The organism is Arthrobacter sp. 2RAF22 (genome assembly GCF_052115325.1).
Taxonomy (GTDB): Bacteria; Actinomycetota; Actinomycetes; order Actinomycetales; family Micrococcaceae; genus Arthrobacter.
In genome coordinates this window covers 82185-108300 of the sequence record NZ_JBFRGL010000008.1, presented here as the reverse complement: position 1 = coordinate 108300, position 26116 = coordinate 82185, and the positions used below count along the sequence as shown (strand labels likewise).

Annotated in this window: 27 protein-coding genes; 8 read left to right on the top strand and 19 right to left on the bottom strand. The window is 64.0% G+C overall.

All coding sequences use genetic code 11. The features are described from left to right. A complete protein-coding gene (purQ, locus tag AB4068_RS08970) occupies nt 1-756 on the top strand; it encodes a phosphoribosylformylglycinamidine synthase subunit PurQ (RefSeq protein ID WP_441433190.1) in 756 nt (251 codons plus the stop codon). Continuing rightward, nucleotides 753-3071, top strand: a complete 2319-nt coding sequence (gene purL / locus AB4068_RS08965; protein WP_441433189.1) for a phosphoribosylformylglycinamidine synthase subunit PurL — start codon at nt 753-755, stop codon at nt 3069-3071. The genes purQ and purL overlap by 4 nt, the downstream gene beginning before the upstream one ends. A gap of 81 nt (nt 3072-3152) precedes the next feature. On the opposite strand, the gene AB4068_RS08960 is transcribed toward purL, so the two are convergent. Next, nucleotides 3153-3446 (bottom strand): DUF503 domain-containing protein, encoded by a 294-nt coding sequence (locus AB4068_RS08960; RefSeq protein WP_236814542.1) that lies wholly within the window; start codon nt 3444-3446, stop codon nt 3153-3155. A gap of 82 nt (nt 3447-3528) precedes the next feature. Here AB4068_RS08960 and AB4068_RS08955 point away from each other — a divergent pair, with 82 nt between their 5' ends. Next, the gene (locus AB4068_RS08955) at nt 3529-4386 is read left to right on the top strand and encodes a DUF1206 domain-containing protein (protein WP_059388512.1); all 858 of its coding nucleotides are present in this window, start codon (nt 3529-3531) and stop codon (nt 4384-4386) included. Between the two features lie 97 nt (nt 4387-4483). Here AB4068_RS08955 and AB4068_RS08950 read toward each other — a convergent pair whose 3' ends face one another. The 10 genes from AB4068_RS08950 to AB4068_RS08905 form a co-directional block, all read right to left on the bottom strand. After that, on the bottom strand, nt 4484-5377 hold the full coding sequence (locus AB4068_RS08950) for a carbohydrate ABC transporter permease (protein WP_441433188.1): 894 nt from the start codon (nt 5375-5377) through the stop codon (nt 4484-4486). Beyond that, a complete protein-coding gene (locus AB4068_RS08945; protein ID WP_172465567.1) occupies nt 5377-6402 on the bottom strand; it encodes a carbohydrate ABC transporter permease in 1026 nt (341 codons plus the stop codon). Before AB4068_RS08945 ends, AB4068_RS08950 begins: the two co-directional genes overlap by 1 nt. Next, nucleotides 6399-7808: an N-acetylglucosamine/diacetylchitobiose ABC transporter substrate-binding protein gene (gene ngcE / locus AB4068_RS08940; RefSeq protein WP_307052874.1), complete on the bottom strand. Its 1410-nt coding sequence runs from the start codon at nt 7806-7808 to the stop codon at nt 6399-6401. Before ngcE ends, AB4068_RS08945 begins: the two co-directional genes overlap by 4 nt. 209 nt (nt 7809-8017) lie before the next feature. Continuing rightward, nucleotides 8018-8647 carry a hypothetical protein gene (locus tag AB4068_RS08935; RefSeq protein WP_441433187.1) on the bottom strand — a complete coding sequence of 210 codons (630 nt, stop codon included), beginning with the start codon at nt 8645-8647 and terminating at the stop codon, nt 8018-8020. 82 nt (nt 8648-8729) lie between these two features. Further along, entirely contained in the window at nt 8730-9131 is a 402-nt protein-coding gene (locus AB4068_RS08930) for an MmcQ/YjbR family DNA-binding protein (protein WP_441433186.1), read from the bottom strand. A 26-nt stretch (nt 9132-9157) separates the two neighbouring features. Next, a complete protein-coding gene (locus AB4068_RS08925; protein WP_306964136.1) occupies nt 9158-10000 on the bottom strand; it encodes a polysaccharide deacetylase family protein in 843 nt (280 codons plus the stop codon). A 71-nt stretch (nt 10001-10071) separates the two neighbouring features. Next, nucleotides 10072-10497 carry a CoA-binding protein gene (locus AB4068_RS08920; RefSeq protein WP_059388508.1) on the bottom strand — a complete coding sequence of 142 codons (426 nt, stop codon included), beginning with the start codon at nt 10495-10497 and terminating at the stop codon, nt 10072-10074. A gap of 12 nt (nt 10498-10509) precedes the next feature. Then, complete coding sequence (locus tag AB4068_RS08915) at nt 10510-11304, bottom strand: hypothetical protein (protein ID WP_441433185.1); 795 nt, start codon at nt 11302-11304, stop codon at nt 10510-10512. After that, nucleotides 11301-11855, bottom strand: coding sequence for an RNA polymerase sigma factor (locus AB4068_RS08910; RefSeq protein WP_059388507.1), 555 nt, complete (start codon nt 11853-11855; stop codon nt 11301-11303). Before AB4068_RS08910 ends, AB4068_RS08915 begins: the two co-directional genes overlap by 4 nt. A 393-nt stretch (nt 11856-12248) precedes the next feature. Further along, on the bottom strand, nt 12249-13538 hold the full coding sequence (locus AB4068_RS08905; RefSeq protein WP_441433184.1) for an adenylosuccinate synthase: 1290 nt from the start codon (nt 13536-13538) through the stop codon (nt 12249-12251). A 373-nt stretch (nt 13539-13911) separates the two neighbouring features. Here AB4068_RS08905 and AB4068_RS08900 point away from each other — a divergent pair, with 373 nt between their 5' ends. Together AB4068_RS08900 and AB4068_RS08895 are read left to right on the top strand one after the other, a co-directional pair. Beyond that, on the top strand, nt 13912-15603 hold the full coding sequence (locus tag AB4068_RS08900; protein WP_059388505.1) for a phospholipase C: 1692 nt from the start codon (nt 13912-13914) through the stop codon (nt 15601-15603). Between the two features lie 269 nt (nt 15604-15872). Further along, nucleotides 15873-16505, top strand: a complete 633-nt coding sequence (locus AB4068_RS08895; RefSeq protein ID WP_059388504.1) for a hypothetical protein — start codon at nt 15873-15875, stop codon at nt 16503-16505. Between the two features lie 144 nt (nt 16506-16649). Here the strand turns inward: AB4068_RS08895 and AB4068_RS08890 are convergent, their stop codons facing one another. The 3 genes from AB4068_RS08890 to AB4068_RS08880 all read right to left on the bottom strand — a co-directional run bounded on the left by AB4068_RS08890 (nt 16650) and on the right by AB4068_RS08880 (nt 18946). Then, nucleotides 16650-17069 carry a DUF3151 domain-containing protein gene (locus AB4068_RS08890; RefSeq protein ID WP_059388503.1) on the bottom strand — a complete coding sequence of 140 codons (420 nt, stop codon included), beginning with the start codon at nt 17067-17069 and terminating at the stop codon, nt 16650-16652. Then, nucleotides 17069-18160 carry a class II fructose-bisphosphate aldolase gene (gene fbaA, locus AB4068_RS08885; RefSeq protein WP_268819367.1) on the bottom strand — a complete coding sequence of 364 codons (1092 nt, stop codon included), beginning with the start codon at nt 18158-18160 and terminating at the stop codon, nt 17069-17071. The genes AB4068_RS08890 and fbaA overlap by 1 nt, the downstream gene beginning before the upstream one ends. Before the next feature lie 96 nt (nt 18161-18256). Further along, on the bottom strand, nt 18257-18946 hold the full coding sequence (locus AB4068_RS08880) for a TrmH family RNA methyltransferase (RefSeq protein WP_441433183.1): 690 nt from the start codon (nt 18944-18946) through the stop codon (nt 18257-18259). A 133-nt stretch (nt 18947-19079) separates the two neighbouring features. On the opposite strand from AB4068_RS08880, the gene AB4068_RS08875 reads away from it, so the two are divergent. Together AB4068_RS08875 and AB4068_RS08870 are read left to right on the top strand one after the other, a co-directional pair. Then, nucleotides 19080-19910: an HAD-IIA family hydrolase gene (locus AB4068_RS08875; RefSeq protein ID WP_113990628.1), complete on the top strand. Its 831-nt coding sequence runs from the start codon at nt 19080-19082 to the stop codon at nt 19908-19910. A 17-nt stretch (nt 19911-19927) separates the two neighbouring features. Beyond that, nucleotides 19928-20605, top strand: a complete 678-nt coding sequence (locus AB4068_RS08870; protein WP_059388501.1) for a tyrosine-protein phosphatase — start codon at nt 19928-19930, stop codon at nt 20603-20605. Between the two features lie 10 nt (nt 20606-20615). Here the strand turns inward: AB4068_RS08870 and AB4068_RS08865 are convergent, their stop codons facing one another. Both AB4068_RS08865 and pyrE read right to left on the bottom strand, forming a co-directional pair. Next, nucleotides 20616-21665 (bottom strand): thioesterase domain-containing protein, encoded by a 1050-nt coding sequence (locus tag AB4068_RS08865; RefSeq protein WP_441433182.1) that lies wholly within the window; start codon nt 21663-21665, stop codon nt 20616-20618. A gap of 67 nt (nt 21666-21732) precedes the next feature. Next, nucleotides 21733-22305, bottom strand: a complete 573-nt coding sequence (gene pyrE / locus AB4068_RS08860; RefSeq protein ID WP_268023778.1) for an orotate phosphoribosyltransferase — start codon at nt 22303-22305, stop codon at nt 21733-21735. Nucleotides 22306-22432: 127 nt separating this feature from the next. Between pyrE and AB4068_RS08855 the strand changes: the two genes are divergently transcribed. After that, a complete protein-coding gene (locus AB4068_RS08855) occupies nt 22433-23074 on the top strand; it encodes an NADPH-dependent F420 reductase (RefSeq protein ID WP_284988624.1) in 642 nt (213 codons plus the stop codon). A 75-nt stretch (nt 23075-23149) separates the two neighbouring features. Here AB4068_RS08855 and AB4068_RS08850 read toward each other — a convergent pair whose 3' ends face one another. Genes AB4068_RS08850 through AB4068_RS08840 form a run of 3 tightly spaced genes read right to left on the bottom strand, consistent with a single transcriptional unit; the run spans nt 23150 to nt 26114 of the window. Then, nucleotides 23150-24061 (bottom strand): sugar phosphate isomerase/epimerase family protein, encoded by a 912-nt coding sequence (locus AB4068_RS08850; RefSeq protein ID WP_441433181.1) that lies wholly within the window; start codon nt 24059-24061, stop codon nt 23150-23152. Next, a complete protein-coding gene (locus AB4068_RS08845; protein ID WP_441433180.1) occupies nt 24058-25272 on the bottom strand; it encodes a Gfo/Idh/MocA family protein in 1215 nt (404 codons plus the stop codon). The genes AB4068_RS08850 and AB4068_RS08845 overlap by 4 nt, the downstream gene beginning before the upstream one ends. Further along, a complete protein-coding gene (locus tag AB4068_RS08840; protein ID WP_284988621.1) occupies nt 25269-26114 on the bottom strand; it encodes a sugar phosphate isomerase/epimerase family protein in 846 nt (281 codons plus the stop codon). The genes AB4068_RS08845 and AB4068_RS08840 overlap by 4 nt, the downstream gene beginning before the upstream one ends. Nucleotides 26115-26116 lie beyond the last annotated feature (2 nt).

The window sequence follows — 26116 nt, the reverse complement described above, 5'->3', positions numbered from 1 at the left end:
ATGACTGAACTTCCTTTGATCGGCGGAGCCCCCGTGGCCGTCGAACCCCATTTGGCCGGGGCCAAAATCGGCGTCGTCACCTTCCCTGGCACCCTTGACGACCGCGACGCCGCCCGTGCGGTCCGCCTCGCAGGCGGCACCGCCGTCGCACTTTGGCATGCGGACACACAGCTGGCCGACGTGGACGCCGTGGTCATCCCGGGCGGTTTCTCCTATGGCGACTACCTGCGCGCAGGCGCGATTTCGCGCTTCGCTCCGCTGATGTCCCGCATCATCGATGCCGCCAACAGCGACGCCAAGCTGCCCGTGCTGGGTATTTGCAACGGTTTCCAGATCCTGACCGAGTCGCACCTGCTCCCGGGCTCCATGATCAAGAACGACCACTTGAAGTTCTTGTGCCGCGACCAGGTCCTGCGCGTGGAGAACAACAACACCTTGTGGACCTCGGACTACGAGGCCGGTCAGGAAATCACGGTTCCGCTGAAGAACCAGGATGGCCAGTACATCGCGGACGACAAGACCCTGGACGCCCTTGAGGCAGAGGGCCGCGTCGTGTTCCGCTATGTCGGCTGGAACCCGAACGGTTCACGCCGCGACATCGCCGGCATCAGCAACGCCACCGGCAACGTAGTGGGCCTCATGCCTCACCCCGAGCACGCGGTGGAGCCCGGATTCGGTCCGGAGTCCAACGCCGGCACGGATGGCTTGGGCTTCTTCACTTCCGTCCTGAACAAGATCGTGGGAGGCGCACAGTGACCACCTCAGCTGAAACCGTCGGCAAGAAGTTCAACATCGACACCGTCGAGAACGCCGCGAAGACCCCGGACACCGAGCTCCCCTGGGCCGAGCTCGGACTGAAGCAGAACGAGTTCGACGAGGTCGTCAAGGTCCTGGGCCGCCGCCCCACGGGCGCCGAACTCGCCATGTACTCCGTGATGTGGAGCGAGCACTGCTCCTACAAGTCCTCGAAGAACCACCTGCGCCAGTTCGGCGAAAAGGTGACCGAGGAGATGAAGAAGGACATGCTCGTGGGCATCGGTGAAAACGCCGGTGTCACCAACTTGGGCGACGGCTGGGCCGTGACGTTCAAGATCGAGTCCCACAACTCGCCGTCGTTCGTGGAGCCCTACCAGGGTGCCGCGACCGGCATCGGCGGCATTGTCCGCGACATCATCTCGATGGGCGCCCGCCCGGTGGCCGTGATGGACCCGCTGCGTTTCGGCGCCATCGACCACCCGGACACTGCCCGCGTCATGCACGGTGCTGTTGCCGGCATCGGTGGCTACGGCAACTCGCTGGGCCTGCCGAACATCGGCGGCGAAATGGTGTTCGACTCCGTGTACCAGGGCAACCCGCTGGTCAATGCGCTGGCAGTCGGCGTCATGCGCCACGAAGACATCCGCCTGGCCAACGCGTCCGGCAAGGGCAACAAGGTTGTCCTGTTCGGTGCGCGCACCGGCGGCGACGGCATTGGTGGCGCCTCGGTGCTGGCCTCGGAGTCCTTCGACGACACCAAGCCTTCCAAGCGCCCCGCCGTCCAGGTAGGCGACCCGTTCGCCGAAAAGGTGCTCATCGAGTGCTGCCTGGAGCTGTTCAAGGGTTCTCTCGTTGAGGGTATCCAGGACCTCGGCGCGGCAGGTATCTCCTGCGCCACGTCCGAGCTCGCTTCCAACGGCGACGGCGGCATGCAGGTTGAGCTGACTTCCGTGCTGCTCCGCGACCCGACCCTGACCCCGGGCGAGATCCTGATGTCCGAGTCGCAGGAACGCATGATGGCCGTTGTCACGCCGGAGAACATCACCGCGTTTGAAGCGGTCATGGACAAGTGGGCCGTGGAGTACTCCTGGCTGGGCGAAGTGACCGACACCGGCCGCCTCATCATCACGTGGGAAGGCGAAGTCATTGTCGACGTCGATCCGCGCACCGTCGCCCACGACGGTCCGGTCTACGACCGCCCGTTTGCCCGCCCCTCATGGCAGGATTCCGTCCAGGCCGATACCTTCACGGGCTCCGTGCAGGACGCCGGCCGCCCCTCCACTTCCGGGGAACTGGCTGCCGCCATCACCGAGCTCATTGCTTCGCCGAACATGTGCAGCAAGGCCTGGATCACCAAGCAGTACGACCGGTACGTCGGCGGCAACACCGCCATGGCGTTCCCGGACGACGCCGGCGTGGTCCGCGTGGACGAGGAAACCGGCTTGGGCGTGGCCCTGGCCACCGATGCCAACGGCCGCTACACCTACCTCGATCCGTACCACGGCGCACAGCTGGCACTGGCCGAGGCCTACCGGAACGTCGCCACCTCCGGCGCCGTCCCGATAGCCGTCAGCGACTGCCTGAACTTCGGTTCCCCCGAGGACCCGGATGTCATGTGGCAGCTGGCCGAGTCCATTCGTGGCCTGTCGGACGCGTGCATGGAACTGGGCGTCCCGGTCACCGGCGGCAACGTCTCGCTGTACAACCAGACCGGTACCGTGCCGATCCACCCCTCCCCCGTGGTTGCCGTGTTGGGCAAGCTCGACGACGTCGCGCGCCGCACGCCGTCGGGCTGGAAGGAAGATGGCCAGGCCATCTACCTCCTGGGCACCACGGCCGCGGAACTGGACGGTTCCGAATGGTCCAACCTGCGCGGACACCTCGGCGGCTTGCCGCCGAAGGTTGACCTGTCCATCGAGCGCCAGCTCGGCGAGATCCTCATCAACGCCTCGCGCGACGGCATGATCGACGCCGCGCACGACCTCTCCGAGGGCGGCCTTGCCGCTGCGCTGGTGGAGTCCGCACTCCGCTACGGCGTCGGCGCCCGGATTGCGCTGGACGAACTCGTGGAGCGCGACGGCGTGGACCTGTTCACCGCGTTGTTCTCCGAGTCCCAGGGCCGGGCCATCGTGTCCGTTCCGCGCTCCGAGGAAATCCGCTTCAAGGACATGTGCACGGCCCGCGGCTTCGCCCACCTCCGGATCGGCGTCGTCGACGCTGCCGGCGGCAAGCTGGAGATCAACGGCGTGGACGAGCTCTCCTTGGACGCTCTCAACGAAGCCCACGAGGCCACGCTGCCGAAGTACTTCGGCTAAGCCCTGGGACCCCCAACGCGGGGTCACTTACGGCCCAAGAATCCCCTCGGGATGGGCCGTAAGTGACCCCGCGTTGTGTTTTCAGTCTTCGCTGTGGAGGTCCCGGCGTCGGGCGCTCAGGAGCTCCAGTTCCGGGCGTGCTGCAACGAAGCGTTCGACGGCGTCGAGCACCTCGACGAGATGCGCCCGGTCTGCCGCCACTGCCCCCGCGCCGATGAGTACACGGCGATGCTGGTCCAAATGCCCGGTCTCGGCGGCAGAGACTTCGAAACGCCGTTTCAACTCGGCGATCAGCGGACGCACGAGGGAACGTTTCTCCTTCAGGCTGTGCACCTCGCCGAGGAGGATGTCGAACTCAATCCACGCGATCCACATGCGCCCATCGTATCCAGTAGTCCGCGCGCCCTCCCGCTTCGGAGCCCACGGTGGCAAGATAAGGGCAGACTAAAGGAGCTCCATGGGCGCGGACGATCATACGAACAAGGCCGGCAACGCAGTATCCCGGGGTGCCGATTCGGTGGGTGACGCCGTAGACGATGCGAAGGATTCACGCACCGTCAGGGTAGTGGCACGGGCCGGGTTCGTCGCCTTAGGGCTGATACACCTCCTGATCGGGATCATCGCCTTGGGGATCGCGCTGGGCGCATCCGGCCAAGCCGACCAAAGCGGTGCGGTCAGCCAACTGGCCGCCACGCCTGGCGGCGTCGTCCTGTTATGGGCGGGACTCGTGGCCTGCGGTGTCCTCGCGCTCTACATGGCGAGCGACGCCGTGATGGGGTGGAGCGGGGGTGGCAGCTCGAAGCCCTGGATGAATCGGCTCAAGGCAGCCGGGCAGGCGATCGTCTTTGCTGTTGCCGCGGTGACCTTCGGAAGCTTCGCGCTCAGCCGTCCGAGCAGCAGCAGCGAGAAATCCCGCTCGACCAGTGCAGACCTCATGTCCAGCACTCCGGGAACTGTCCTCTTGGTGATCATCGGAGTGGCGTTGCTGGCGGCTGCCGGCACCTACGTCTTCCTGGGGATCACACGCAGGTACGAAAAGAACCTGAGGGGAAAACCGTCGGGAGCCTTGGGAGATGCGTTCACGGTGCTTGGAGTAGTGGGCTATTGCGCAAAAGGGGTGGCGCTTGGCGCCGTCGGCTTGCTCATCCTGATTGCCACGGCGGAGCACGACCCCTCCCAACAAGGCGGCCTCGACTCCGCACTCAAGGCCTTCCTGAAACAGCCCTTTGGTGGATGGGTGCTCGGGTTCGTCAGCCTCGGACTGATGGCCTACGGCGTCTACTCCTTGTTCCGCTCCCGTTACCAGCGGCTCTGAAAGCGGGCCTCACCTTCGCGTGGTGGCCAGAAGCGCCCGACGGCGGCCCCCACCAAAGGTGGGAACCGCCGTCGGGCGCTTTTTTAGCCAGGTTGTGCTACTTGGACGTACCTTGCGACACCGAACCCTGCAGCTGGCGCTGGAAGATGACGTAGACGATCAGGACCGGAACCACCGTGACGGTGACTGCTGCGAACAAGGCGCCGAAGTCCACCGCATAACCCATTTGGCCGGCGAAAGCGGCCAGTCCTTGGGACAGCACGCGTGGCCCGGCCGCGTTGATGGCCACCGGAATCAGGAACTGGTTCCACAAACCCAGGAAGTTGAAGATGGCCACGGAAGCGAGTCCCGGTTTGGCCATCGGCAGCATGACCTGGAAGAACGTCCGCCACTCGCCTGCTCCATCCAAGGCAGCCGCTTCCGTGATTTCGTGAGAGAGCGACTTGAAGAAGGAAAACAGGAAGAAGACCGTGAACGGCAGCGCGAAGCCGACGTACACCAAGGTCAAACCCGGGAGGGTGTTGAGGAGGCCGAGTCTCTTCATGACGAAGAACAAAGGCACCATGGCGAGGAAGATCGGGAACGTGAGCCCGGCCAGCATGAGGTAGTAGATCGCCGTGCTACCGAAGAAGACATAGCGCGCCAGGACGTAGGCGCACATGGCTCCGAGGACCATGACGATGACCAGGGCGCAGCCCACCACAATCACGGAGTTGAGGAAGTAGCTTCCGATGCCGGCCTCGGTCCAGGCCTTGACGTAGTTGTCGAAGCGCCACTGGGAGGGCAGGGCGAACGGCGAAGCGAAGATCTCGCTGGAGGTCTTGAAGGAGGACATGAAAGTCCACAACAAAGGCAGGATCACGATCAGCGACCAGATGGTCAGGGCAGTGTGCGAAACGGCGCCCACCACCTTGTCCCCTGGTGTCGTGGCCGGTTTGCGCGGGTTGAAGTGCAGCGACTTCATTTCCTGGCTGGCTATTTTGGTAGTCATCAGAGGGACACATCCTTGTCGCCACCAGTGAGCCTGTTGACCAGGAACACGAGGCCGGAGAAGATCAGGGTGGCTACGGCCAGCACAACGCCCATGGCGCTGGCCAGTCCGAACTGGCCCTTCGTGAAGGCGGTGAAGAAGAGCTGCTGCGACATCACCAGGGTGGAGTTGTCCGGACCACCGCCGGAGTTCAGGGCGGCCATGTAGACGAAGGCATCCAGCGCCAAAATGCCCATGTAAATGTACGCCGTCTGGATGTTGTCCCGGATCAGCGGGATGGTGATGGACACGGCAGTGCGGAAGCGCCCCGCGCCGTCAATCCGGGCCGCCTCGAACAGTTCGGCGGGGATACCTTTGATACCCGCCACGAAGAGCACCATGTAGAAGCCGATGAAGCCCCACACGATCACGAACATCGTGGCGATCATGGCGGTGTTCTTATCTCCAAGCCACGCGTAGGACTTGAATTGGTCCATGCCGAGGGAAGTGAGGATGCCGTTCAACAGACCCCCGGAAGGATCGTAGATCTGGCCCCACATGATGCCGATGGCGATCGCCGGAATCGTGTAGGGGAAGAAAGAGACAACCCGGTAGAAGCTGGAGTTGCGCAGGCCCTTGATCTGGCCCTTGCTGCTGCCGCCCACTGTCACCAAGGTTGCCAGCACCAGGCTGAGGATGATGGTGATGATGGGCAGGCAGATGACCAGCAGGATGTTGTTCCCCATGGCCTTCATGAAGATGTCATCCGTGAAGAGCTTCCGGTAATTCTCGAGTCCGATGAAGTTCTGGTCCGGTGAGAAACCGCTCCAGTCAGTCAGGGAGTAGCCGAACGCCTGGATGAAAGGCCAAATCACAAAGAGGAGGTAGATCGCCAGGGGCAGGCCCAGGAAGACCACGAAGAAACTGACCTTGTCGAACGTCAGGGGCTTGCGCCGCCTCTTGTAGACGGGTGGTGCGGTATCCGGAACGACGACGGCGGACGCGCCGCCGTCGACCCGGAGGGTTTTTGCTTTCACTGAAGTCACTTCACTTCAATCTTCTTGACCGAGCTGTCGTTACGGACCTTGTCGGTGATCTTCTGCAGGTCCGACGTCAGTGTGGCGACATCGGACTTTCCATCGAGGAACGTGTTCCACACAACCAGCTGGTCCTTGTTGGTGCCGTAAAGGTCAACGAAGTTCCAGGTGTAGATGTTGTCGCCCGCGTCGCTGAGCAGCTTCGTCTGGGAGACGAGTGCCGTGGAGCCGAAGCCATCGGAGGGAACGGTGTCCTTGACGATGGTGGGGGCCAGCTTGGTCTTGGCGAAGTTGGTCGCAGCGTCCTTGGAGAGCATGACGCGGAGCAATTCCTTGCCGCCGGGAACGTTCTTGCCCTGTGAAGGAACCACGAAGGGCTCGCCCGCTGCGCTGTGCAGTGCCGCGTACGGCAGTTTGGAGCTGGTGGTCACCGAGGGGACGGGCGCACCGGTCATCTTGAAGCCGGCCTTGGTCTGGTCCTTCATCTCGTTTTCGATCCACGAACCGGACGGGTAGAACACTGCTTCCTGGGCGTTGCTCCACTGTGCCTGTGCTGCCGTGAACTGCGTGCCCGAGCCACCTGGCTTGAAGTGGCCTGCCTTGACGATCTTTTCCAGGGCGGTGAAGACGCTCTGGAGCGCGGGGTGGGACCAGCAGTCTGCCTTCAGGTTTTCAAGGCCGAGGCGAACGTCGTGGCCACCCTCCTTGATAGCGGAGGCGATCGCCATTTCCTGGTAGTACGTGGCGGCTTCCTTGCCCCAGACGAACAGGTATTTGCCCTTGGCCTTGGCCTGCTCCCCGAGCGCGTACATCTCATCCCAGGTCTTTGGAACGGACCAGCCGTTGTCCTTGAGCAGGGCATCCGAGTACCACATCGCGTAGACGGTCAGGACGTAGTTCAAGGCCGCCAGCTTGCCCTCGAAGGTACCCGGGGCGAGCACTCCGCCGTAGAGGGTGTCCTTGATGACCTTGCCCTCAAGGTTCTTGGCGTTGACCACGCTGGTGAGGTCTTCAAGCTGGGCCAGGATGGTGCTGAAGCCGATTGCCTTGGCGCCCGAGTTGTCGATCAGGTCCGGCGGGTTGCCTCCGACGAATCGTGGCTGCAGTTCCTGTGCGATGTCCGTGGACGGGGAAATCTTGGCAGTGGAACCTGAATGTGCGCTTTCGAAGCCCTTGCCCGCGAAGTCGACATAGTCGATTCCGTACCCGCCCTTGAAGATCACTGCGTCAACGGTGGACTTGTCTGCCATGCCGAAGGGATTGGTGTCCGAGACGGTTCCCGTTGGACCAGTTGTTCCTCCGCCGCCACCCCCCGCGCAGGACGCCATCGAGCCGGCCAACGGCACAAGCACGGCCGCGGCAAGCGCGCCGCGGAGGAAACCGCGGCGTGCAAAAGACTGCTGCTGAACGTTCATCCTAAAACCCTCCAGAGACTCGTAGTACCTCACGCTGACGGCGCCTCGGCCGGCAGTCGATCGGTCAGGGCACCGCCGCTGCGACGCGCCCTTCGTGTGACATACTTCACCACGAGTGATTGAAAAGCAATATTTGAGGGCAGTTTCAATCAACTTTTGTCAAAATGTGATCTGACGATCCTGCCCTCCGTCGGGGTCGTTTGGGTGTTTTAGCCCCGTAAATTCAGGGATTTTGCGCACTGGGCGATAGCCTCGCGCGCCCATTGCTGCTGTTGCTCGGTTCCTACCCGCTCAGCCCATTGCTCGGCGAGCTGGAACTCCACCATCGCCTCGGTGCGGCGACCGTCGTCGTACATCGCCCAACCGAGGTTGTTGTGCAGGGAAACCATCCACCGTTTGGTGCGTGCATCCTCGACGGCGGACGCGTACTCAAGCGCGCTGCGCGTCCACGATTCCTGGTGTCCGGAGTCGGCGATGGCCAGCACGTGGAGTGCATCCACAGCGAGGAAATCTTCGCCCAGGAGGTCGCCCATCTCGGCGGCCTGCTCAAAGAGCGGAACGGCCATGGCAGGGTGGCCGGCGGAGCTGAGCAGGCGGCCGCGCTCCAGGAGGATCCGCACCGCAATGGTGGGCTCCTCTTCGGCGTCGATCCCGTCCAGGAGGGCGTCCGCCTCCTCGAAGCGGCCCTGCAGGCCGATCGCCCGGCCCAATTGGGTGGCGAGCTCGGCCCGTTCAAAGGGATCGTAGGCGGGATCGGCCATGGCTTCGCGGAATCGGGCTTCCGACAACGCGGGGTCCTCAAAATTCCACAGCTCATCGAGGGTCTTTTGTTCCAGCATCTGGCTCCTCCTGATTGCTTCGAGGCGATGGAAGGTGCGGTCCACTCACAATCTAGCCGAAGCGGCAGGCGGGGTCCGCGTGTCAGTCCTGGGCGAGCCGGGCCCAGCCCAGTTGCTCCTGCTGCTTGCGGCTCAACGAGGAAACCACCAGGTCATAGGAATCCTCCACCATGTCCCGGACCATGGAGTCAGGGAGCGCACCATCGAGGCGCACGCCGTTCCAGTGCGTCTTGTTCATGTGCCAGGCACCGGTGATTTCCGGATGGGCCGAGCGGAGTTGCACGGCCAAGGCGGGATCGCATTTGAGGCTTACTGCCAGGTTCTGGTCGTCCATGGCGGATGCGGCGAACATCTTGCCTTCCTGCTTGGATCCGCCGGATACGGCGGCCCGGACCTTGAAAACCGAGGTTTCCGGGCCGAACGGGAAGTCCTCATAGCTCCCGGGGAAGCCAAGGCAGATTTGGCGGAGTGTCGCAGCGTCCATGTAGCGAGACTAGCGGACCGATCGCCTCACGCAACGTCCAGGAAGTCCTCGAGGAGCACCACTTCCAGGCCAGCAGCCACTTGCGCCGAGCGGAAGGCCTCGAAGTCCGCCGCGAATTCGGGGCGGAAGTGCATCAGGACGATGTCGCCCGGCCGGAGGGAATTGCCGTACTGGTAGTCCATCCGCCCGGCATTGGCCTTGGCCTCCCACGTAACGATCGCCTTCAAGCCGGCGGCGGCCACGGCTTGCCGCATGGCGGTCGAATAGGTACCTCCAGGAGGCCTGAACAGGGTGGGCTTGCGGCCATACTGCTGGAGGGCGAAATCCTGCATGCCTGCGATGTCGTCAAGCTGCCGCTGGTAACCCCATTGTGTGGTCATATTGACGTTGTGGCTGACCGTGTGGTTTTCAACCAGGCTCCCCTGCGCCATGAATGCCTTGAAGAAGGCGGGGTTGTCGCGGACCGTGTTGCTCGTCAGGAAGAGCGTGGCCGGGTAGCCGTTCTCCGCGAGGAGCCGGACGCTTTCCGGGGACTTGACCAGTCCGTCGTCGATCGTGAGGAACACCACGGGATGTTTGGTGGGGATTTTGGTGATCACGGGAGCCAGTCCGCCTTGGATTGGCGGCAGCGTGAAGTCGGGGACGAAGGGGTTCCGGAGCCGCCCGGGACCCGCAGGGCTTGGCGTGGGACTCACCGCGGCGCTTGCGGACGACGACGGCGAGAGGCCCACCGTGCGGGGCGCCGCCGTCGGGCTTTCCGCGGACTGGTTTCCCGGGACCGCGCATGCCCCCAGTCCGGCCACGAGGGAAGCCCCGAGGAAACCGAGCGCGGTGCGCCGGCTGGCGGTGGAGGGGTGGTGGTCACACATGGGGATTCCCTGGTCTCGAAAGGGTGATTGCCTCCAAAACATACCAGCGGCCGGTTAACAGAAAACGACGGCTAAATGCCGCTCCGCCAGCCCATCTGGGCCGGGCAAGCGTTCATGACGACGTCCAGGCCCGCAGCTTTGGCCCGCTCCGCTGCATCCTCGTCAATGACTCCGAGCTGGAGCCACACAGCTTTCGCTCCCACGGCAATCGCTTCGTCCACCACCGCGCCGACGCGCGAGGAGTTCACAAAGCAATCGACGACGTCGATGGGCTGTTTCTCAAGCGGCACATCCGCAAGGAATTTGTACCCGGTTTCGCCGTGGACGTCCTCGCCTTTTTGGTTGATCGGGATGATCTCCATGCCCATGGTGTCGCGAACGTAGAGGGCTACTTCGAACGCGGAGCGCCACTCATTCGTGCTGAGTCCCACGATGGCCCAGCGGCCCTTTGTTCGCATCAGCCGGTCTATGACTGCCGGATCGTTGACATGTGTCATAGCTTCAGCCTACTAGCGGGACAGCAGTCCAAGGAGCCAACGCAGCGAGGGCCCGGCAGGCTTCAGGGACACGTCGTCCTGGGTGTTCTCGACTGCTTGCTGCACTCCGTTTTGGAGGTCCTTCGCCGTGGGGGCTGATGGGATGGCGGTTTTGGGCTGCGGAAGGATTCCCTGCGAATCGTTCTTAGGCTCGGTGTGGGCTGCCTTCGGGGCTTGCTCCTGCGTTGGCTGGCTTGCCGGAGCCCGACCGGCCGCCGGTGCTTCCGGCTCGTGCGCCGCCTCGCCAGTACCAGCTGGAGCAGTGACCACGGGATCCGCCGAGGGGCCCGCCACCGGGGGCGCCGGCGGCAGGTCAACGGGCGCCGGGTGCGTCGTAACCTTCGGGGAGTCCTGGGCGGGGGCCGGAGGTACCAGCGACGGCGGAGCTGTGGTCCAAGCGGGCGCCCAGCCGGAGATCAGCGTCTGCATGAATTCCGGCGTTCCCTTGCTGAATCCGCCGCTCGCGGCCGCAACGCCACCAACACCCAGGCCCATGGCGGTCAGGACCGCAGCACCAATAACGGCGGGGCGATGCTTGCGCAACTGACGCCGCTTGCCGAGCTCGTCGAGGGGAAGAGTCTCGCCCACAGCCGAGCCAGCCAACATCGCCGCGAGCGCGGGGCCGGGGACAGGCGCCGGCATGGAGGCAAACGATTCCAGTGCCTTCAACGAATCCGTGACTTCAGGGGCGTCCGTGAGGCCAGCCTCAAGCATGAGCTCGAGGATGACCGCGTCGCGGTCAATGTCCTTGCAATCCCAACGCATCATGGTGCCACGTATTCCTTTACTACCGAGTGCTCGCGGAGTGAATTCAACGCCCGGCGCTGCAGTTGTTTGACTGCGCCTTGGCTTTTCCCCATGATTTCGGCTGCTTGGTCAACGGTCAGACCGGCAACAATACGAAGGGTCAGGACTTCCCGCTGATCTTCCCCAAGGAGGTCCAGCAGCGCCATGACTTCCCCGGGCGCCACGCGGTTCATCGCTTCGGCTTCTGCCGAATTCGACTGGCGCGTGTCACGTTCAGGTTCAAACTCGTGGTGCTCAGGTGCCCTGCTTTGCCGACGATGGTCATCCACCATCCGGGCATGGGCCACCGAGAACACGAACGTCCGCAGACCGCTGACGCCGCCCGTGATCGTCTCGACGCGAGGCAGGACGGCAAGAAAAACGTCTTGTGTGACAGCTTCGGGATCCGAGACACCTTTCGCCGTCAGGTAGCCGAGCACCTGGCCCGCAAAGGCCTGGTAGACGGCGCTGAACAGTTCAGCTTCGCGGCCGCGAAGGGCCAGCAATGCTGCATCGGTCAAGGCGTCGGTCACTGAAGCGTGGCTTTCGTTGGGGAGCGAATGTCCGGATCCATGCGAGATCCTCGGTGCCGCCCAAACGCGGCAGGGCCTGGCAACCTCACCTAGCTTAACCGCTGCTCCCGCTATGCCCAAGGACCAGCCTTCGGTTCCGGGGACCTGCCTCTCCCGGACTTTTTGCACATCCACGAAACCCCTTCAGACATGAAAAGGGCCGAGCTGAAACATGATGGGGGACAAATTTCAGCTCGGCCTTTCAAAGAGGTAATCGTCGGGGCACCCCAAAGGGTTACGCGGATTCCAAAAGTTTTTTCCGACGGCGTTTTGTGTGCCTTTTGGCGCGGAACGCACGACGGCGGGCCACCCCTGAAAGGGCGACCCGCCGACGTCGTGATTTAGCTGTGGTGACTAGTCCTCGATGAGGTCGTGCACCACGATCGTCTGGTCCCGGTCCGGGCCGACGCCGATCGCGGAGAAGCGCGTGCCGGAGAGCTTCTCGAGGGCCAGCACGTACCGGCGGGCGTTCTCGGGGAGGTCTTCGAGCGTCTTGGCGCCGGTGATGTCCTCGGTCCAGCCGTCGAAGTACTCGAAGATCGGCACTGCGTGGTGGAATTCGGTCTGGGTCATGGGCATTTCGTCGTGGCGGACGCCGTCGACGTCGTAGGCCACGCAGACCGGGATCTGCTCGATGCCGGTCAGGACGTCCAGCTTGGTGACGAAGTAGTCCGTGAAGCCGTTGACGCGGGATGCGTGGCGGGCCAGGACGGCGTCGTACCAGCCGCAGCGGCGCGGGCGGCCGGTGTTGACGCCGAACTCGCCGCCTGTTTTCTGCAGGTACATGCCCATCTCGTCGAAGAGCTCCGTGGGGAACGGGCCGGCGCCGACGCGCGTGGTGTAGGCCTTGATGATGCCGATGGACCGCGAGATCCGGGTGGGTCCGATGCCCGAGCCAACGGACGCGCCGCCGGCGGTCGGGTTGGACGACGTCACGAACGGGTAAGTGCCGTGGTCGACGTCCAGGAACGTGGCCTGGCCGCCCTCCATGAGGACCACCTTGCCCTCATCCAGTGCGTTGTTGAGGACCAGCGTGCTGTCAATGACCAGCGGCCGCAGGCGCTCGGCGTAGGACAGGAAGTACTCCACGATCTCGTCCACCACCACATTGCGGCGGTTGTAGACCTTGACCAGGAGCTCGTTCTTTTGGCGCAGCGAGCCTTCCACCTTCTGGCGGAGGATCGATTCGTCGAAGACATCCTGCACGCGGATACCCAGGCGGGCCACCTTGTCCATGTAGGCCGGGCCAATGCCCCGGCCTGTGGTGCCGATGGCGCGGCTGCCGAGGAAGCGCTCCGTGACCTTGTCCAACACCTGGTGGTACGGCGCCACGAGGTGGGCATTCGCGGAGACACGCAATCGGGAGGTGTCTGCGCCGCGGGCTTCCAGGCCATCGATCTCCTGGAACAGCGCTTCAAGGTTCACCACGCAGCCGTTGCCGATGATCGGAATCGCGTTGGGGCTCAGAATGCCGGCAGGAAGGAGCTTGAGCTCATACTTCTCACCGCCCACCACAACGGTGTGCCCGGCGTTGTTGCCGCCGTTGGGCTTGACCACGTAGTGAACGCGGCCACCGAGCAGGTCGGTTGCTTTGCCTTTGCCTTCGTCGCCCCATTGGGCTCCGACGATCACGATAGCTGGCATGGGATCCTCCCCCATTCTTTCGGGCCGGTCCTGGCGGGATCACCAAGGCTCAGCGCCGTACATGAGAACGCCCCGAATCTTTCGGTCCTGCCCGCAGACTTTCGCAAAAGTTCATCGGCGGGATCAGCAAGAGTTCCGGGGCTCTTACCAGCCAAGTTTAGCCGATGCGGCTCTTGGACCTGTTGTCACACGGTCGGAAGGCGACATGAAAACAGGGAGGGCGCCCTCGAAGTTCCCCGTGAGCAGAATGTGAACTCTTCCCAAACAGTCCGCTTCGAGCCTCCAAAACGGCCCTCGGGCCCCAGGCGAGCGGCTACATTCTTTGTGAATCCTCACCCCCAGCGGGCACTTCCGTGAATCTGAAGGGAAATCGATGAATTTTCGCAACAAGCGGCTCTTGTCAACGGCAGGAGTGAGCGCACTCGCAGCATCCACGATCGCTGCCGGCATGATCGGGTTCGGCCTGACGCCGGCCTCGGCCAATAACGACCACAAGGACACCGCGACGCCTATCAAGCACGTCGTCGTAATTTTCGGCGAGAACGTCTCCTTCGACCACTACTTCGCGACGTATCCGCAGGCAGCCAACACGGCCGGCGAAACCCAGCAAGGCAGCGGCGCAGCGGCTCCCGCGTTCACGGCGGCCAAGAACACGCCGAAGAACATCGCCACCCTCGCCAACGACAAGCTCTTGGCACCTAACAATCCCAACTCGGTCCAACCACAGCGGCTGACTCCGGGCCAGGCAATCACGTGCGACCAGGACCACGAATACACCGCGGAGCAGAAGGCCTACAACGGTGGCTTGATGAACAAGTTCGTCGAGAACACGAGTATGGACACCTGTTCGGGTGGCCAGTTCGGGCGTCCCGGGCTCACCATGGACTACTACGACGGCAACACCGTCACCGGGATCTGGAACTACGCCCAGAACTTCGCCATGAGCGACTCACACTTCAGCACCGTTTTCGGCCCGTCCAGCCCCGGCGCGCTCAACCTCGTGTCCGGCCAGACCCACGGCGTCACCGAATTCACCGCCGCCGGACAGCCCGTCAAACCGGCAAGCAGCGACTACACGGTCAAGTTCCCTGACGCGAACGGCGTCGGCACCATGACGGAAGACCCGGATCCGGTCTACGACGACTGCTCCAACAAGAGCCACGCAAGCAAGAACAACCTCGCCGGCATGCAGGGCAAGAACATCGGCGACCTGCTCAACGACAAGGGCGTCAGCTGGGGCTGGTTCCAGGGCGGCTTCGCCCCGACGACGCCGGCCACGGACACCACGCCGGCAGCCTGCATGACCACCCACACCAACATCGCGGGTGCCACGGTGACTGACTACAACCCGCACCACCAGCCGTTCCAGTACTACAAGTCAACGTCCAACCCCCACCACCTTGCTCCGGCCAGCGTGGACGAAATCGGACACAACGGCCAGGCCAACCACCAGTACGACACCACGGACTTCGCGAAGGTGGTCAACTCGGACAACATGCCTGCAGTCTCCTTCCTGAAGGCGGGTAACTACCAGGACGGCCACGCCGGATACTCCGATCCCCTGGACGAGCAGAAGTTCATCACGCAGCAGGTGAACGCCATCCAGAACTCGAAGAACTGGGAAAACACCGCAATCGTCCTCGCCTACGATGACTCCGATGGCTGGTACGACCACGTCGCGGCTGGCGTGAAGAACTCCTCCAACACCACTGACGACGCCGCATGGTGCCTCAACGCGTACAACAAGGGTGTCCCGATGGCCGGAGGCTATGCGGACCGTTGCGGCCCCGGCCCCCGCCAGCCGCTCGTGGTGATCTCGCCCTTCGCGAAGAAGAACTTCGTGGACCACACCCAGACGGACCAGTCATCCATCCTTCGCTTCATCGAGGACAACTGGCACACCGGCCAGATCGGCGACTCCTCGGCGGACGCCAAGGCCGGCTCCATCAACGCGATGTTCAACTTTGACAACGCGCGGGACGTGAAGCTTATCCTCAACGAATCGAACGGCACCGTGGTCTCCCGGACCAAGGAAAGCGACGACCAGAACGAGAACAAGCAGTAGCAAGGTACTTCCGAAACGGCACCGTCCCGAATGCATCGGGATGGTGCCGTTTCCGTTAACGTACGGCCTAGCGCACGGCCCGGTCCATGCCCGGAAGCCGGCTCCCGCCGTCGAGAGTCCCACCACAGAAGTCCCGATTCACCCCACAGCTCACCGCCGTTCCGGTAGAGTTAACCAGCCCCCAACACTGCACCCAATCTGACCGGTCGCGGCAAACCGCTCCCGGCCGGATAAGTGCGCCTCGCTACACGTAGGAGACCCAAGCCCATATGCAAGACCTGGCGACTGAAACACGCGAAGAGCAGCTCTGGAACCGACGTTTCGAACCCCACATCGCCGAGGTCACGGGGCTTTGCGATTCCCTCAAAGAACAGAAGCCGGGCAGCGAAGTCCTCTACGTGGACCCCGTCCACAGCGTTGACGAGTGCCGCATCATCAGCCTTTTCTCCAACACCCGCACCACGGAGGGCTCGGGCTTCATCGTCCCGGGTGACGCGGATGCCACCACCCGCATGGTGGGCATGCAGTGGCAGTTGGGCCTTCGTCCCGAACTCATGATGCCGTGGAACGTCTACCCGTGGATCGAGCCCGACGGCGAACCGGGCAAGCTGACTCCTGCCAACATCACCGAAGGCCTCAAACCGCTCCTGCGCCTGCTGGCGATCGTGCCGCGCACGTCCGTGCTGGTAGCCCACGGCAATGAAGCCCATCGATTGGCAGACCAGCTGATGAAGGCTGCTCCGCAGAGCATCCACCGCCGCGGCTTCAAGACATTCAAGGTCCGCTCGCTCGGTGGGCGTTCCTTCGCCGGCTCCCCCACGCGCCAGCAGGAGTACCTGGACCTCATTCATGGCGCCTACGCCGAGGCCATGGCCCGGACCGGCCTCACCCCGGTCTCCTAGGACCCGCCCGACCCAACTGACTCGCATTTGTTGTCGTTATGACGCCTCATAACGACATTAACTGCGAGTTAGTTGGGTGGGGAAAGCGCGACGGCGGCCGCCCACCTGAGTGGGAGGCCGCCGTCGGCGTTTAATTCACTTGTCCTAGCCTTCGATCGCTGCCTTCGCGGCGGGATCGGAGTCGTTCAGGAATTTCTCGATCCGCTCCGGTTCCTCAGCCTCGCCGATGGCAGCCGACGCCCGGCCGAGGGAGTACAGGGCGCGCAGGAATCCCCTGTTAGGCTCGTGCTCCCACGGGATGGGCCCGACGCCGCGCCAACCGTTGCGCCGCAGCGAATCCAGTCCGCGGTGGTAACCCACGCGGGAATACGCATAGGAATCGATGGTCCGGCCGTCAGCCCAGGCTTCTTCGGCCAGGATCGCCCACAGCAACGAAGACGTGGGGTACTTGGCCACGAGGTCCAGGGCCTCCTGCCCCAAGGCAAGGTGCTGGTACACCTCGGTCTCGGCAGGGAGAAGCGTCGGCTCCGGGCCCATCAGGTTCTTGCGGAATTCGTCGGACATTAGAAGGTCTTGCCTACCGAACCGAGCTGCTTTGCGGCTTCCACGATGCGGGCAGCCATGCCGGCTTCGGCGGAGGCTCCCCAGACGCGGGGGTCATAGGTCTTCTTGTTGCCCATTTCGCCGTCGACCTTCAGGACGCCGTCGTAGTTCGAGAACATGTGTCCGGCAACCGGGCGGGTGAACGCGTACTGGGTGTCGGTGTCGATGTTCATCTTGATGACGCCGTAGGAAACAGCGTCAGCGATTTCCTGCTCGGTGGAGCCGGAGCCGCCGTGGAAGACGAGGTCGAACGGGTTGGTCTTGCCGATCTTGGCACCGACCTCGGCCTGGATCTGCTTGAGCAGTTCGGGGCGGAGCTTGACGTTGCCCGGCTTGTACACGCCGTGCACGTTGCCGAAGGTCAGGGCGGTCAGGTAGCGGCCGTTCTCGCCGGCGCCGAGTGCCTCGATGGTGGCGAGGGCGTCTTCGGTGGTGGTGTAGAGCTTCTCGTTGATCTCGTTCTCGACGCCGTCTTCCTCGCCGCCGACCGTGCCGATTTCAACCTCGAGGATGATCTTGGCCGCAGCTGCGCGTTCCAGGAGTTCGCGGCCGATCCGCAGGTTCTCGGACAGGGTCTCGTGCGAACCGTCCCACATGTGCGAGTTGAAGATCGGGTCCTTGCCGGCCTTGACGGCTTCCTCGGAAGCGGCCAGCAGCGGCAGGACGAAATCAGCCAGCTTGTCCTGCGGGCAGTGGTCCGTGTGGAGGGCGATGTTCACGTTGTAGTTCTTGGCGACTTCGCGGGCGAAAGCCGCGAAACCCAAGGAGCCGGCAACCATGTCCTTGACGGAGGCGCCGGACCAGTAGGCAGCACCACCGGTGGAGACCTGGATGATGCCGTCCGATTCGGCCTCGGCAAAGCCGCGGATGGCGGCGTTCAGGGTCTGCGACGAGGTCACGTTCACTGCCGGGAACGCGTATCCACCGGCCTTCGCGCGGTCGATCATCTCGGAGTAAATCTCTGGGGTTGCGATGGGCATGCTGACTCCTATGCTGATTTTCGTCTGTGGGTTTTGTTGACCCTGGAGTAGACCTATACGGCTAGGCACCATCCTAGCGACTGAAGAATCCGACACCGTGTTTCCGGTCACGGAGACGGGTAACACTTGCGGACCTTTTGCCGCCGGGTCCTCTCAGGACGGGCTGACTCAAGACACGCGCTGGCCGAAGTTGTGCCGGCGGATCCACGCGTGCATCGCGATGGCCGCGGCCGACGCCGCGTTCATGGACCGCGTGGAACCATACTGCTCAATCGACAAAGTGGCGACGGCGGCGTCGTGCACCTCGGGAGTCAGGCCGGGGCCCTCCTGCCCGAACACAAGGACGCAGTTGCGCGGAAGTTCGTAGGTTTCCAGCGGCACGGAATCGGGGAAGATGTCGATGCCGATGATGGCCAGCCCCTCCCCCTGCGCCCACTCCACGAAATCCTCCACGGTGGGGTGGTGGCGGACGTGCTGGTAGCGGTCGGTGACCATGGCGCCGCGACGGTTCCACCGGCGTCGTCCGATGATGTGGACCTCCTTGGCGAGGAACGCGTTGGCCGTACGCACTACGGTGCCGATGTTCAGGTCGTGCTGCCAGTTCTCAATGGCAATGTGGAAATCGTGCCGGTGGGCGTCCAGGTCCGCGACGATCGCCTCGTGCTTCCAGTACCGGTACTTGTCCACGACATTGCGGCGGTCGCCGTCCGCCAGGAGGTCCGGGTCCCACTGCTCGCCTTCCGGCCAGTCGCCTTCCCAGGGCCCGACGCCGACCTCCGGTTTCGCTTCGGACTCCCCTTCGCTAGAGGAGACGAACGACGGGTCGGTGGGGGCAGGGTTCTGGGGCCGGTCAGTCACTCCTCAACCCTAGCCCGGCCAGTGCCGCATGCGGCGCCGATACCCGGCCCCGTAACGCAGGACACCCGGGTGTCTCGGAGACCGAAAGATGAAAGACTTGGGACGAGAAGCAGCCACTACGCGGAGGAAAAGCATGGAGAACGCAACCGAGGCCCCCAAGAGCTCAGCCCTTTACCGCAACGGACACGAAATCGAATGCTGGCTCACGGACATGGACGGTGTCCTTGTCCACGAAAACCAAGCTGTTCCCGGAGCGGCTGAACTGATCCAGCGCTGGGTGGACACCTCCAAGCGATTCCTCGTCCTCACGAACAACTCCATCTTCACGCCGCGGGACTTGGCAGCCCGGTTGAGCTCCTCAGGCCTGGAAATCCCGGAAGAGAACATCTGGACATCGGCCCTGGCCACGGCCCAGTTCCTCAAGGACCAGGTGCAGGGCTCCGAGTCCGGGAACCGCGCCTACACCATCGGTGAGGCAGGGCTCACGACGGCGCTGCACGAGGCCGGCTTCATCCTCACCGACCAGAACCCGGACTTCGTGGTGCTCGGCGAAACCCGCACCTACTCCTTCGAAGCGATCACCATGGCCATCCGGCTGATCCTCGCGGGGGCGCGTTTCATCGCCACCAACCCGGATGCCACCGGTCCCTCGAAGGACGGGCCGATGCCCGCCACCGGCGCCATCGCCGCGCTCATCTCCAAGGCGACCGGCCGCGAGCCCTACATTGTGGGCAAGCCGAACCCCATGATGTTCCGTTCCGCGATGAACCAGATCGACGCGCACTCCGAGACCACGGCAATGATCGGTGACCGCATGGACACCGACATCATCGCGGGCATGGAAGCCGGGCTGCACACGGTCCTGGTGCTCAGCGGCATCACCCAGCGGGAGGACATCGCGGCCTTCCCGTTCCGGCCGAACCAGGTCCTGAACTCGGTAGCGGACCTCAAAAACCAGATCTAAGAAGAAGGGCCGGTGCCATGGCTGTGCTGAACCTCCGGTCCCTGGCCGGTGGCCGTATCCTGAGGGGCAGCCAGCCATTTGGCATGGACACCGCGGCGACGGCCGCGTTCCTGGAACGTCATGGCATCCAGGCCGTCGTGGATCTCCGGAGCGCGTACGAGCGCGCCATCGTGCCCTGGCAACTTGCCAACGGCGCGGTGGAGCTCGTGGAGAACCCCCTCGATCCGCGTACCGCTTCTGCTGGGCTCCAATCGATCCACACGGCCGAAGACCTTGGCGAGCTGTACCTTGGGTGGGTTCGCGCCCGCCCGGATTGGGTGGCCGAATCGCTGCGTCCCGCGGCCCAAGGCAAGCGGACGCTCATCCACTGCTCGCTCGGCAAGGATCGCACCGGCGTCGTATCCGCTCTGGCGCTCCTCGCGACGGGCGCTGACCGCGCGGCCGTCGTGGCGGACTACGCCGCAAGCACCGCGGCCCTCCCCACAATGCTGGAAACCATGTCAGCAGCTTGGCGGCTGGCTGTCCCCGAGGTTCCGGAGGAGGCATTCAGTCCCTCGCTCATGCTGCTGCAATCCCCCGAAGCCGCGATGGAATACTTCCTGGACCGTTTCGGGCACGAGTTCGGCGACGCGGCGGATTACTTGCGCGTCGCAGGCCTCAGCGGTTCCGAGCTGGACGGACTGCGGCGCAGGTAGGGAGGCACCGTCAGTAGAACACCACCCGCGAGCCGGCCCGGGGCAGCGGAAACAGCTCGTTCTCCAGGTCCTCAATGATCGGATTGTAGATAAAGGGATTCCACTGCGGGCTCGCATGGGCGGGGCGGGCGCCGTCGGTCCTGCGGCCCGTGGACGCGATGTTGAGGGGGAATGCCTTGGCCCACGCGGCCCGGGCGGTTTCGTAGTTCACGGTGTCATCGTTCGGGTTTCCGATAAAGGCCATGCGGGTGTCTCCCAGCCCGTCGACAAACCGTGTGCCGTCAAAGTGGTAGATGTAGTCCGATTCGCTCTGGATCAGCACGCTCGACGGCGCGATCGGCGAGAGCTGCTCCAAGGTTTGGTCCCAGATCTGCCCCCATGTGCGTTCGTGCTTGTTCACCACGCGCTCGCCCAGCTCATAGCCGCCGCGGAGGACTGACGGAACTTGGAAGCCGCTCTCGTACAAGAACACGACGCCGTCGAACCAGCTTTGGTCGAGGATGTCGTACTTACTGAACGGCGAGGAATCCAACAGGATCAGCTTGACGCTGACGTTGCGTTCACGCAGGCGTGCGGCCACCTCAGTGGCCAACATCCCGCCGAAACTGTGGCCGTAGAAATACAGGGTGTTCAGCTTGCGCTCATTGATATAGGCGAGCACAGCGTCCACCACATCAGTGACTTCCATCCCCAGGTTGGAGTATCCGACGGCGGCCATCTGGCCGCGCTGCCGGAGCGAACCGCGGATCGAGTTGAGGATCCATTGGGCCTCTTCCCAGCTCGTCTTATAGCCGGGAAAGAGGATCCAACTCGAGTTGGGGTAGTACGACTCCGCGAAATCGTCCCCTACCGGGAGGATCTTGGTGGTGCGGCGTTCCGCCTGGACCTGGCGGGTGAACAGCATGTCCGCTGCGAGGGCCGTGGAAGCACCGGCTCCAATCAGGAAGGAACGGCGGGAAAAGCTCTTCAGCTCGGCGGCTTGGCGGAGCACCCGGGCAAGGGAGCCCGGGTCCTGCCAGCGCTGCTGCCTCCGAGGGAATTTCCCCGCCCGATAGTTCACGCAGCCAGCTTAGGCGCTTCGGCGGACGGGCACACGGTCCCCTCAAACCCGCCCGGCCTTGGCAGAGTTAGTCGAGTCCCAGCTCGTCCTTGCCGAAGGCGAAGAGGTACGGCACGCCGGTTTCGGCCTCGATCTTTTCCTTGGCGCCCGTGTTGCGGTCCACGATGACGGCCACGGCCACCACGTTGCCACCGGCCTTGCGGACGCCCTCGACGGCGGTCAGTGCCGAGCCGCCGGTGGTGGAGGTGTCCTCGAGAACCACGACGTTCCGGCCTTCCACCGAGGGACCCTCAACCTGGCGGCCCATGCCGTAGGACTTCTGGGCCTTGCGCACCACGAAAGCGTCAACCGCGCGGCCGGCGTCGGCCGCGGCGTGCATCACGGCGGTCCCGACCGGGTCCGCACCCATCGTCAGGCCACCGGCGCACTCAACGGCGATTCCGGCGTCGTCGATCATGGAGAGCATCACCTGGCCAACAAGCTTCGAAGCCTCGTGGTGGAGGGTGATGCGCCGCAAGTCGATGTAGTAGTCCGCCTCGGCACCACTGGAAAGGATCACCTTGCCGCGGACAACCGCCAGTTCTTTGATCAATTCAAGGAGGCGGGCACGGGCAGCGGCAGTGTCAACAGCGGGAGTCATGGTGCCCATTCTACGTAAAGCCGTTCGACGCAAGGGAATGGCGAGCGTCATGCACTGTCCACGGCGCCGGCACGTCACCCGCCGTAACCTGTGAAATATCTGCGCGGGAGGCGGTGTTCCCGCACATATGACAACAATCGGAATCATCGGTGCAGGACACATTGGCAGCCAAGTCGCCCGCAAAGCAGTCGAGCTTGGCTATGACGTAGTGATCAGCAACTCGCGGGGACCGGAAACCCTGGCGGAACTGGTGGCGGAGCTTGGCGAACATGCCCGGGCCGCAACACCGGCCGAGGCAGCAGCGGCGGGCGATTTCGCCGTCGTGACCGTTCCGCTCAGGAGCTACCAGGACATTCCCGTGGAACCGCTCGCGGGCAAGATTGTGATCGACACGAACAACTACTACTGGGAGCGGGACGGCCGCATCCCGGAGCTCGACAAGGGCGAGGCCACCACGTCGGGCCTGCTGCAGAAGCACCTGCCCACGTCCAAGGTGGCCAAGGGCTTCAACCACATCATGGCGAAGGAGATCGGCACTGACGGCTCCCCGTCAGGCGCCGAGAACCGCCGCGCATTGGCCACCGCCAGCGACTACCCCGAGGCGGCGGAACTCGTGGCGAAGCTCTACGACGAGTTCGGTTTCGACACCGTCAACATCGGCCCGCTCGATGAGAGCTGGCGCGTGGAGCGTGACCGCCCGGCCTACGTGGTGCGGCAGAACGCTGCCGAACTCAAGGACAACCTGGCGAAGGCACCGCGCACCATCTGAGCAACCTCTAAACAACACAGCAGCCGCTTGCCTCCTAAAGGCAAGCGGCTGCTGTGTTTAGGCGTGGACGCCCGGTCAGGATGCAGAAGCGGGATCGACGACGGCGAACCCCGCCAAGGCGGCTGCCTTGCGGACATAAGCCAAGTTGGACGCCGTCCGTTCCTCCAAGGGAAGCTCGGTGGAAAAGTCCTCCAGCGTGACCCAGGAGTCGTAGCCGACGTCAGCGAGCGCCCGGAAGTAGGCGAGGACACTCGCCTGGCCCTCGGCTGAGGGGCCCATTCGTTGACCCACACGGCCGCACCCGAATCGTCTTTCGAGTCGGTTCGGACCCAGCGGGCGTTCTTCACATGGACATGTGCCAAATAGGGGCCGAGGAGCTGGAGTGCTGGCAAGGGTGATTCCCAGCCTTCGATCAGCAGATTGCCGAGGTCGTGGATAACGCCGACATGCCGCGGATCCAGGCCTTCCAACAAATCGACGGGCCGAGGAGGCCGACGCCGTCACGGTTCCATGGTGCAGTTCCACGAGGGCTTTGACGCCGTGGTGTGCTGCACGGGAAGCAACCCACTCGTAGTGTTCCCGGGTGGCGGCAAAGAGTTCCGGGTAGGGCAGGCCTGTGGGTTCGGGGCCGCCCATGTTCGAGTTGCCCAGCGGCAGCACGTTCACCCGGACCTGCCTGGCACCCAAGGCCGCTGTCGCCGCGAGGACCCGATCGACGTCGTCGTGGTTGTCGCAGCGGGCGTAGCCGCCGAGGCCGGAGAATTCCAACCCTGAATCGGCGGTGAGCCGGGCAATCTCCGGGATCGAATCTTCCAGGCCCGTCATGGGCCAGGTGGCACGGTTCCCTGCCCAGAAGCCCGGTTCTGCTGCCTCTGCCTGGTCCGTGACCCGCCATTCGATGCCGTCCCACCCTTGGGCGGCGAGCTTGGTGGCGGCTTCCTGCGGCGACCATTCGGGCGTGGATGCGGTGAAGACGGAGAACTTCATGCCGATACCTCCTCGCGGGCGTCCGGGTGGGAAGCGGCCCCGCCGGTACGGACCTCCACGTTGTTGTACTTGCCCGCTATGACATCGTCGATCAGCACCGGCTGGCCCAGGGTTGCCGAGACATACAGGGCGCGCACCGTGGCCAAGGCGGTCACGGCGTCCCGGACGGTAACGCCCGCGGGGCGTCCTTCCCGGATCGCCGCGACGATGTCGCGGTACTGCCGGACATGTCCAGCCGGGTACACCGTGGGATCCAGTGCTTCGACGGTGTCGTCAGGGTATTTGGCGAGCTCGACGGCGGCCTGGTTCCCGCCGCCGAGGATGCCCATCGCACTGCTCTCCGAAGGATCGGCGGCGTCTGATGCGTGGAAGTACGCGAGGTCGTCGTTGTCGATCACTGCGGAACCCTTGCTGCCCATCACCTGGAGGCGGACCGTCAAGCCAGGGTACGCCGCCGTCGTCGCGTGCAGCACGGCAAGGGCCCCGGACTCGAAGGTGACGGTAGCTACGGCGGTGTCCTCCACTTCAACAACTTCGTGGGCGAGAAGGGCGGTCTTGGCGCTGATCTCAAGGGGCCGGCCGAGGAACCACAAGAGCAGGTCCACGGTGTGCACGCCCTGGTTCATGATGGCGCCTCCGCCGTCCATGGCCCAGGTTCCGCGCCATGCGCCCGAATCGTAGTAGCCCTGGCTCCGCCACCAGCTGACCGAGGCGACGGCCGAGGTCAGCGTACCGAAGCGTCCGGCTCGGCGGGCCTCGTCCACCACCCGGCTGGCCGGATCGAAGCGGTGCTGGCTGATCACCGTGGCCACCAAGCCCTTGGCCTCGGCAGCTTTGGCCGCGGCCAGGATTTCGTCCGCCTTGACCAAGTCAACGTCAAGGGGCTTTTCGATCACCACGTGCTTGCCGGCGTCGAGCGCTTCCAGCGCTTGCTGGATATGCAGCCCGCTGGGCGTCGAGACGATGACCAGGTCCACGGGTACAGCGGCGAGCGCCTCGGCGAGAGTCGGGAAGACTGCCGGCCTCGGGTCGCCCTGGGCTTCGATCTTGGTGGCGAGCGCCTCGGAAGCCTCGGAAACCACATCCACAAGGGCCGTGATGACGATCTCCGGGAATTCGCGGACCGCGGCCGAGTGGGTGCGGCCGATCACGCCGCACCCTACGATTGCGGCCCGGATCTCCGCGCCGGAAGCGTTTGAGGCCTCGCTCACTTCGTCTCAACTCCTGCTTCATTGAGGACTTTCGCGAATGCCCTCGCTGCGATCCCGAACGCCGTCGGGCCGGAGAAACCGCCCAGTCCGTGGGCGCCGGCCAAGTGCGGCTCGAGGCTCGCGAAACCCGTGTACCCGTCGGCCTTCAAGGCCTCGACAGTGCGGAGCACATCGCCGTCGCCCTCGCCCGCCGGGACCACGTGGGCGTTCGAGAACAAGGCATCCTTCACCTGCAGGTACTCAAGGTGCGGGCGGAGCTTGGCGTAGCCGTCCTCGAAAGGCTTGACGCCCACCTGGACGAAATTCGCGGCATCCCAAGCCACTTTCAGCGCGGGAGAGGCCACGGTTTCGATGATGTCCAGGACCCGTTCGGGGATGTCGCCGTAGATGTCCTTCTCGTTCTCGTGCAGAAGAACGACGCCGGACTCTTCCGCCACGTCCGCGAGGGCACGCATGCGTTCGATGACCGCCTCCCGGATGCTCTCCACCGCCACGTCCTCGCCGTAGTAGAAGGAGAAGATCCGGATGTAGCGGGATTCCAGGACCTGTGCCGCGTTGACTGCCCGGCGGAGCCTTTCCACCTCGTGCTCGACGGGGAGGGAAACATCCACTTTCCCGATCGGCGAGGCGATCGCGGAAACCTTCATGTCCGCGGCATCCAGCAAGGACTTCAATTCACGAAGCTGTGCGTCGTCCAGATCCACGATGTTGGTGCCCCAGGCGCTGCGGACCTCAATGTGCTTGGCTCCCAATGCCTGCATCACGGCAATCTGGATCTTGGGGTCGTCGTCGATCTCGTCGCCGAAGCCCGAGAGCTCCCATTCAACAGCTGGCGTGCTCATAG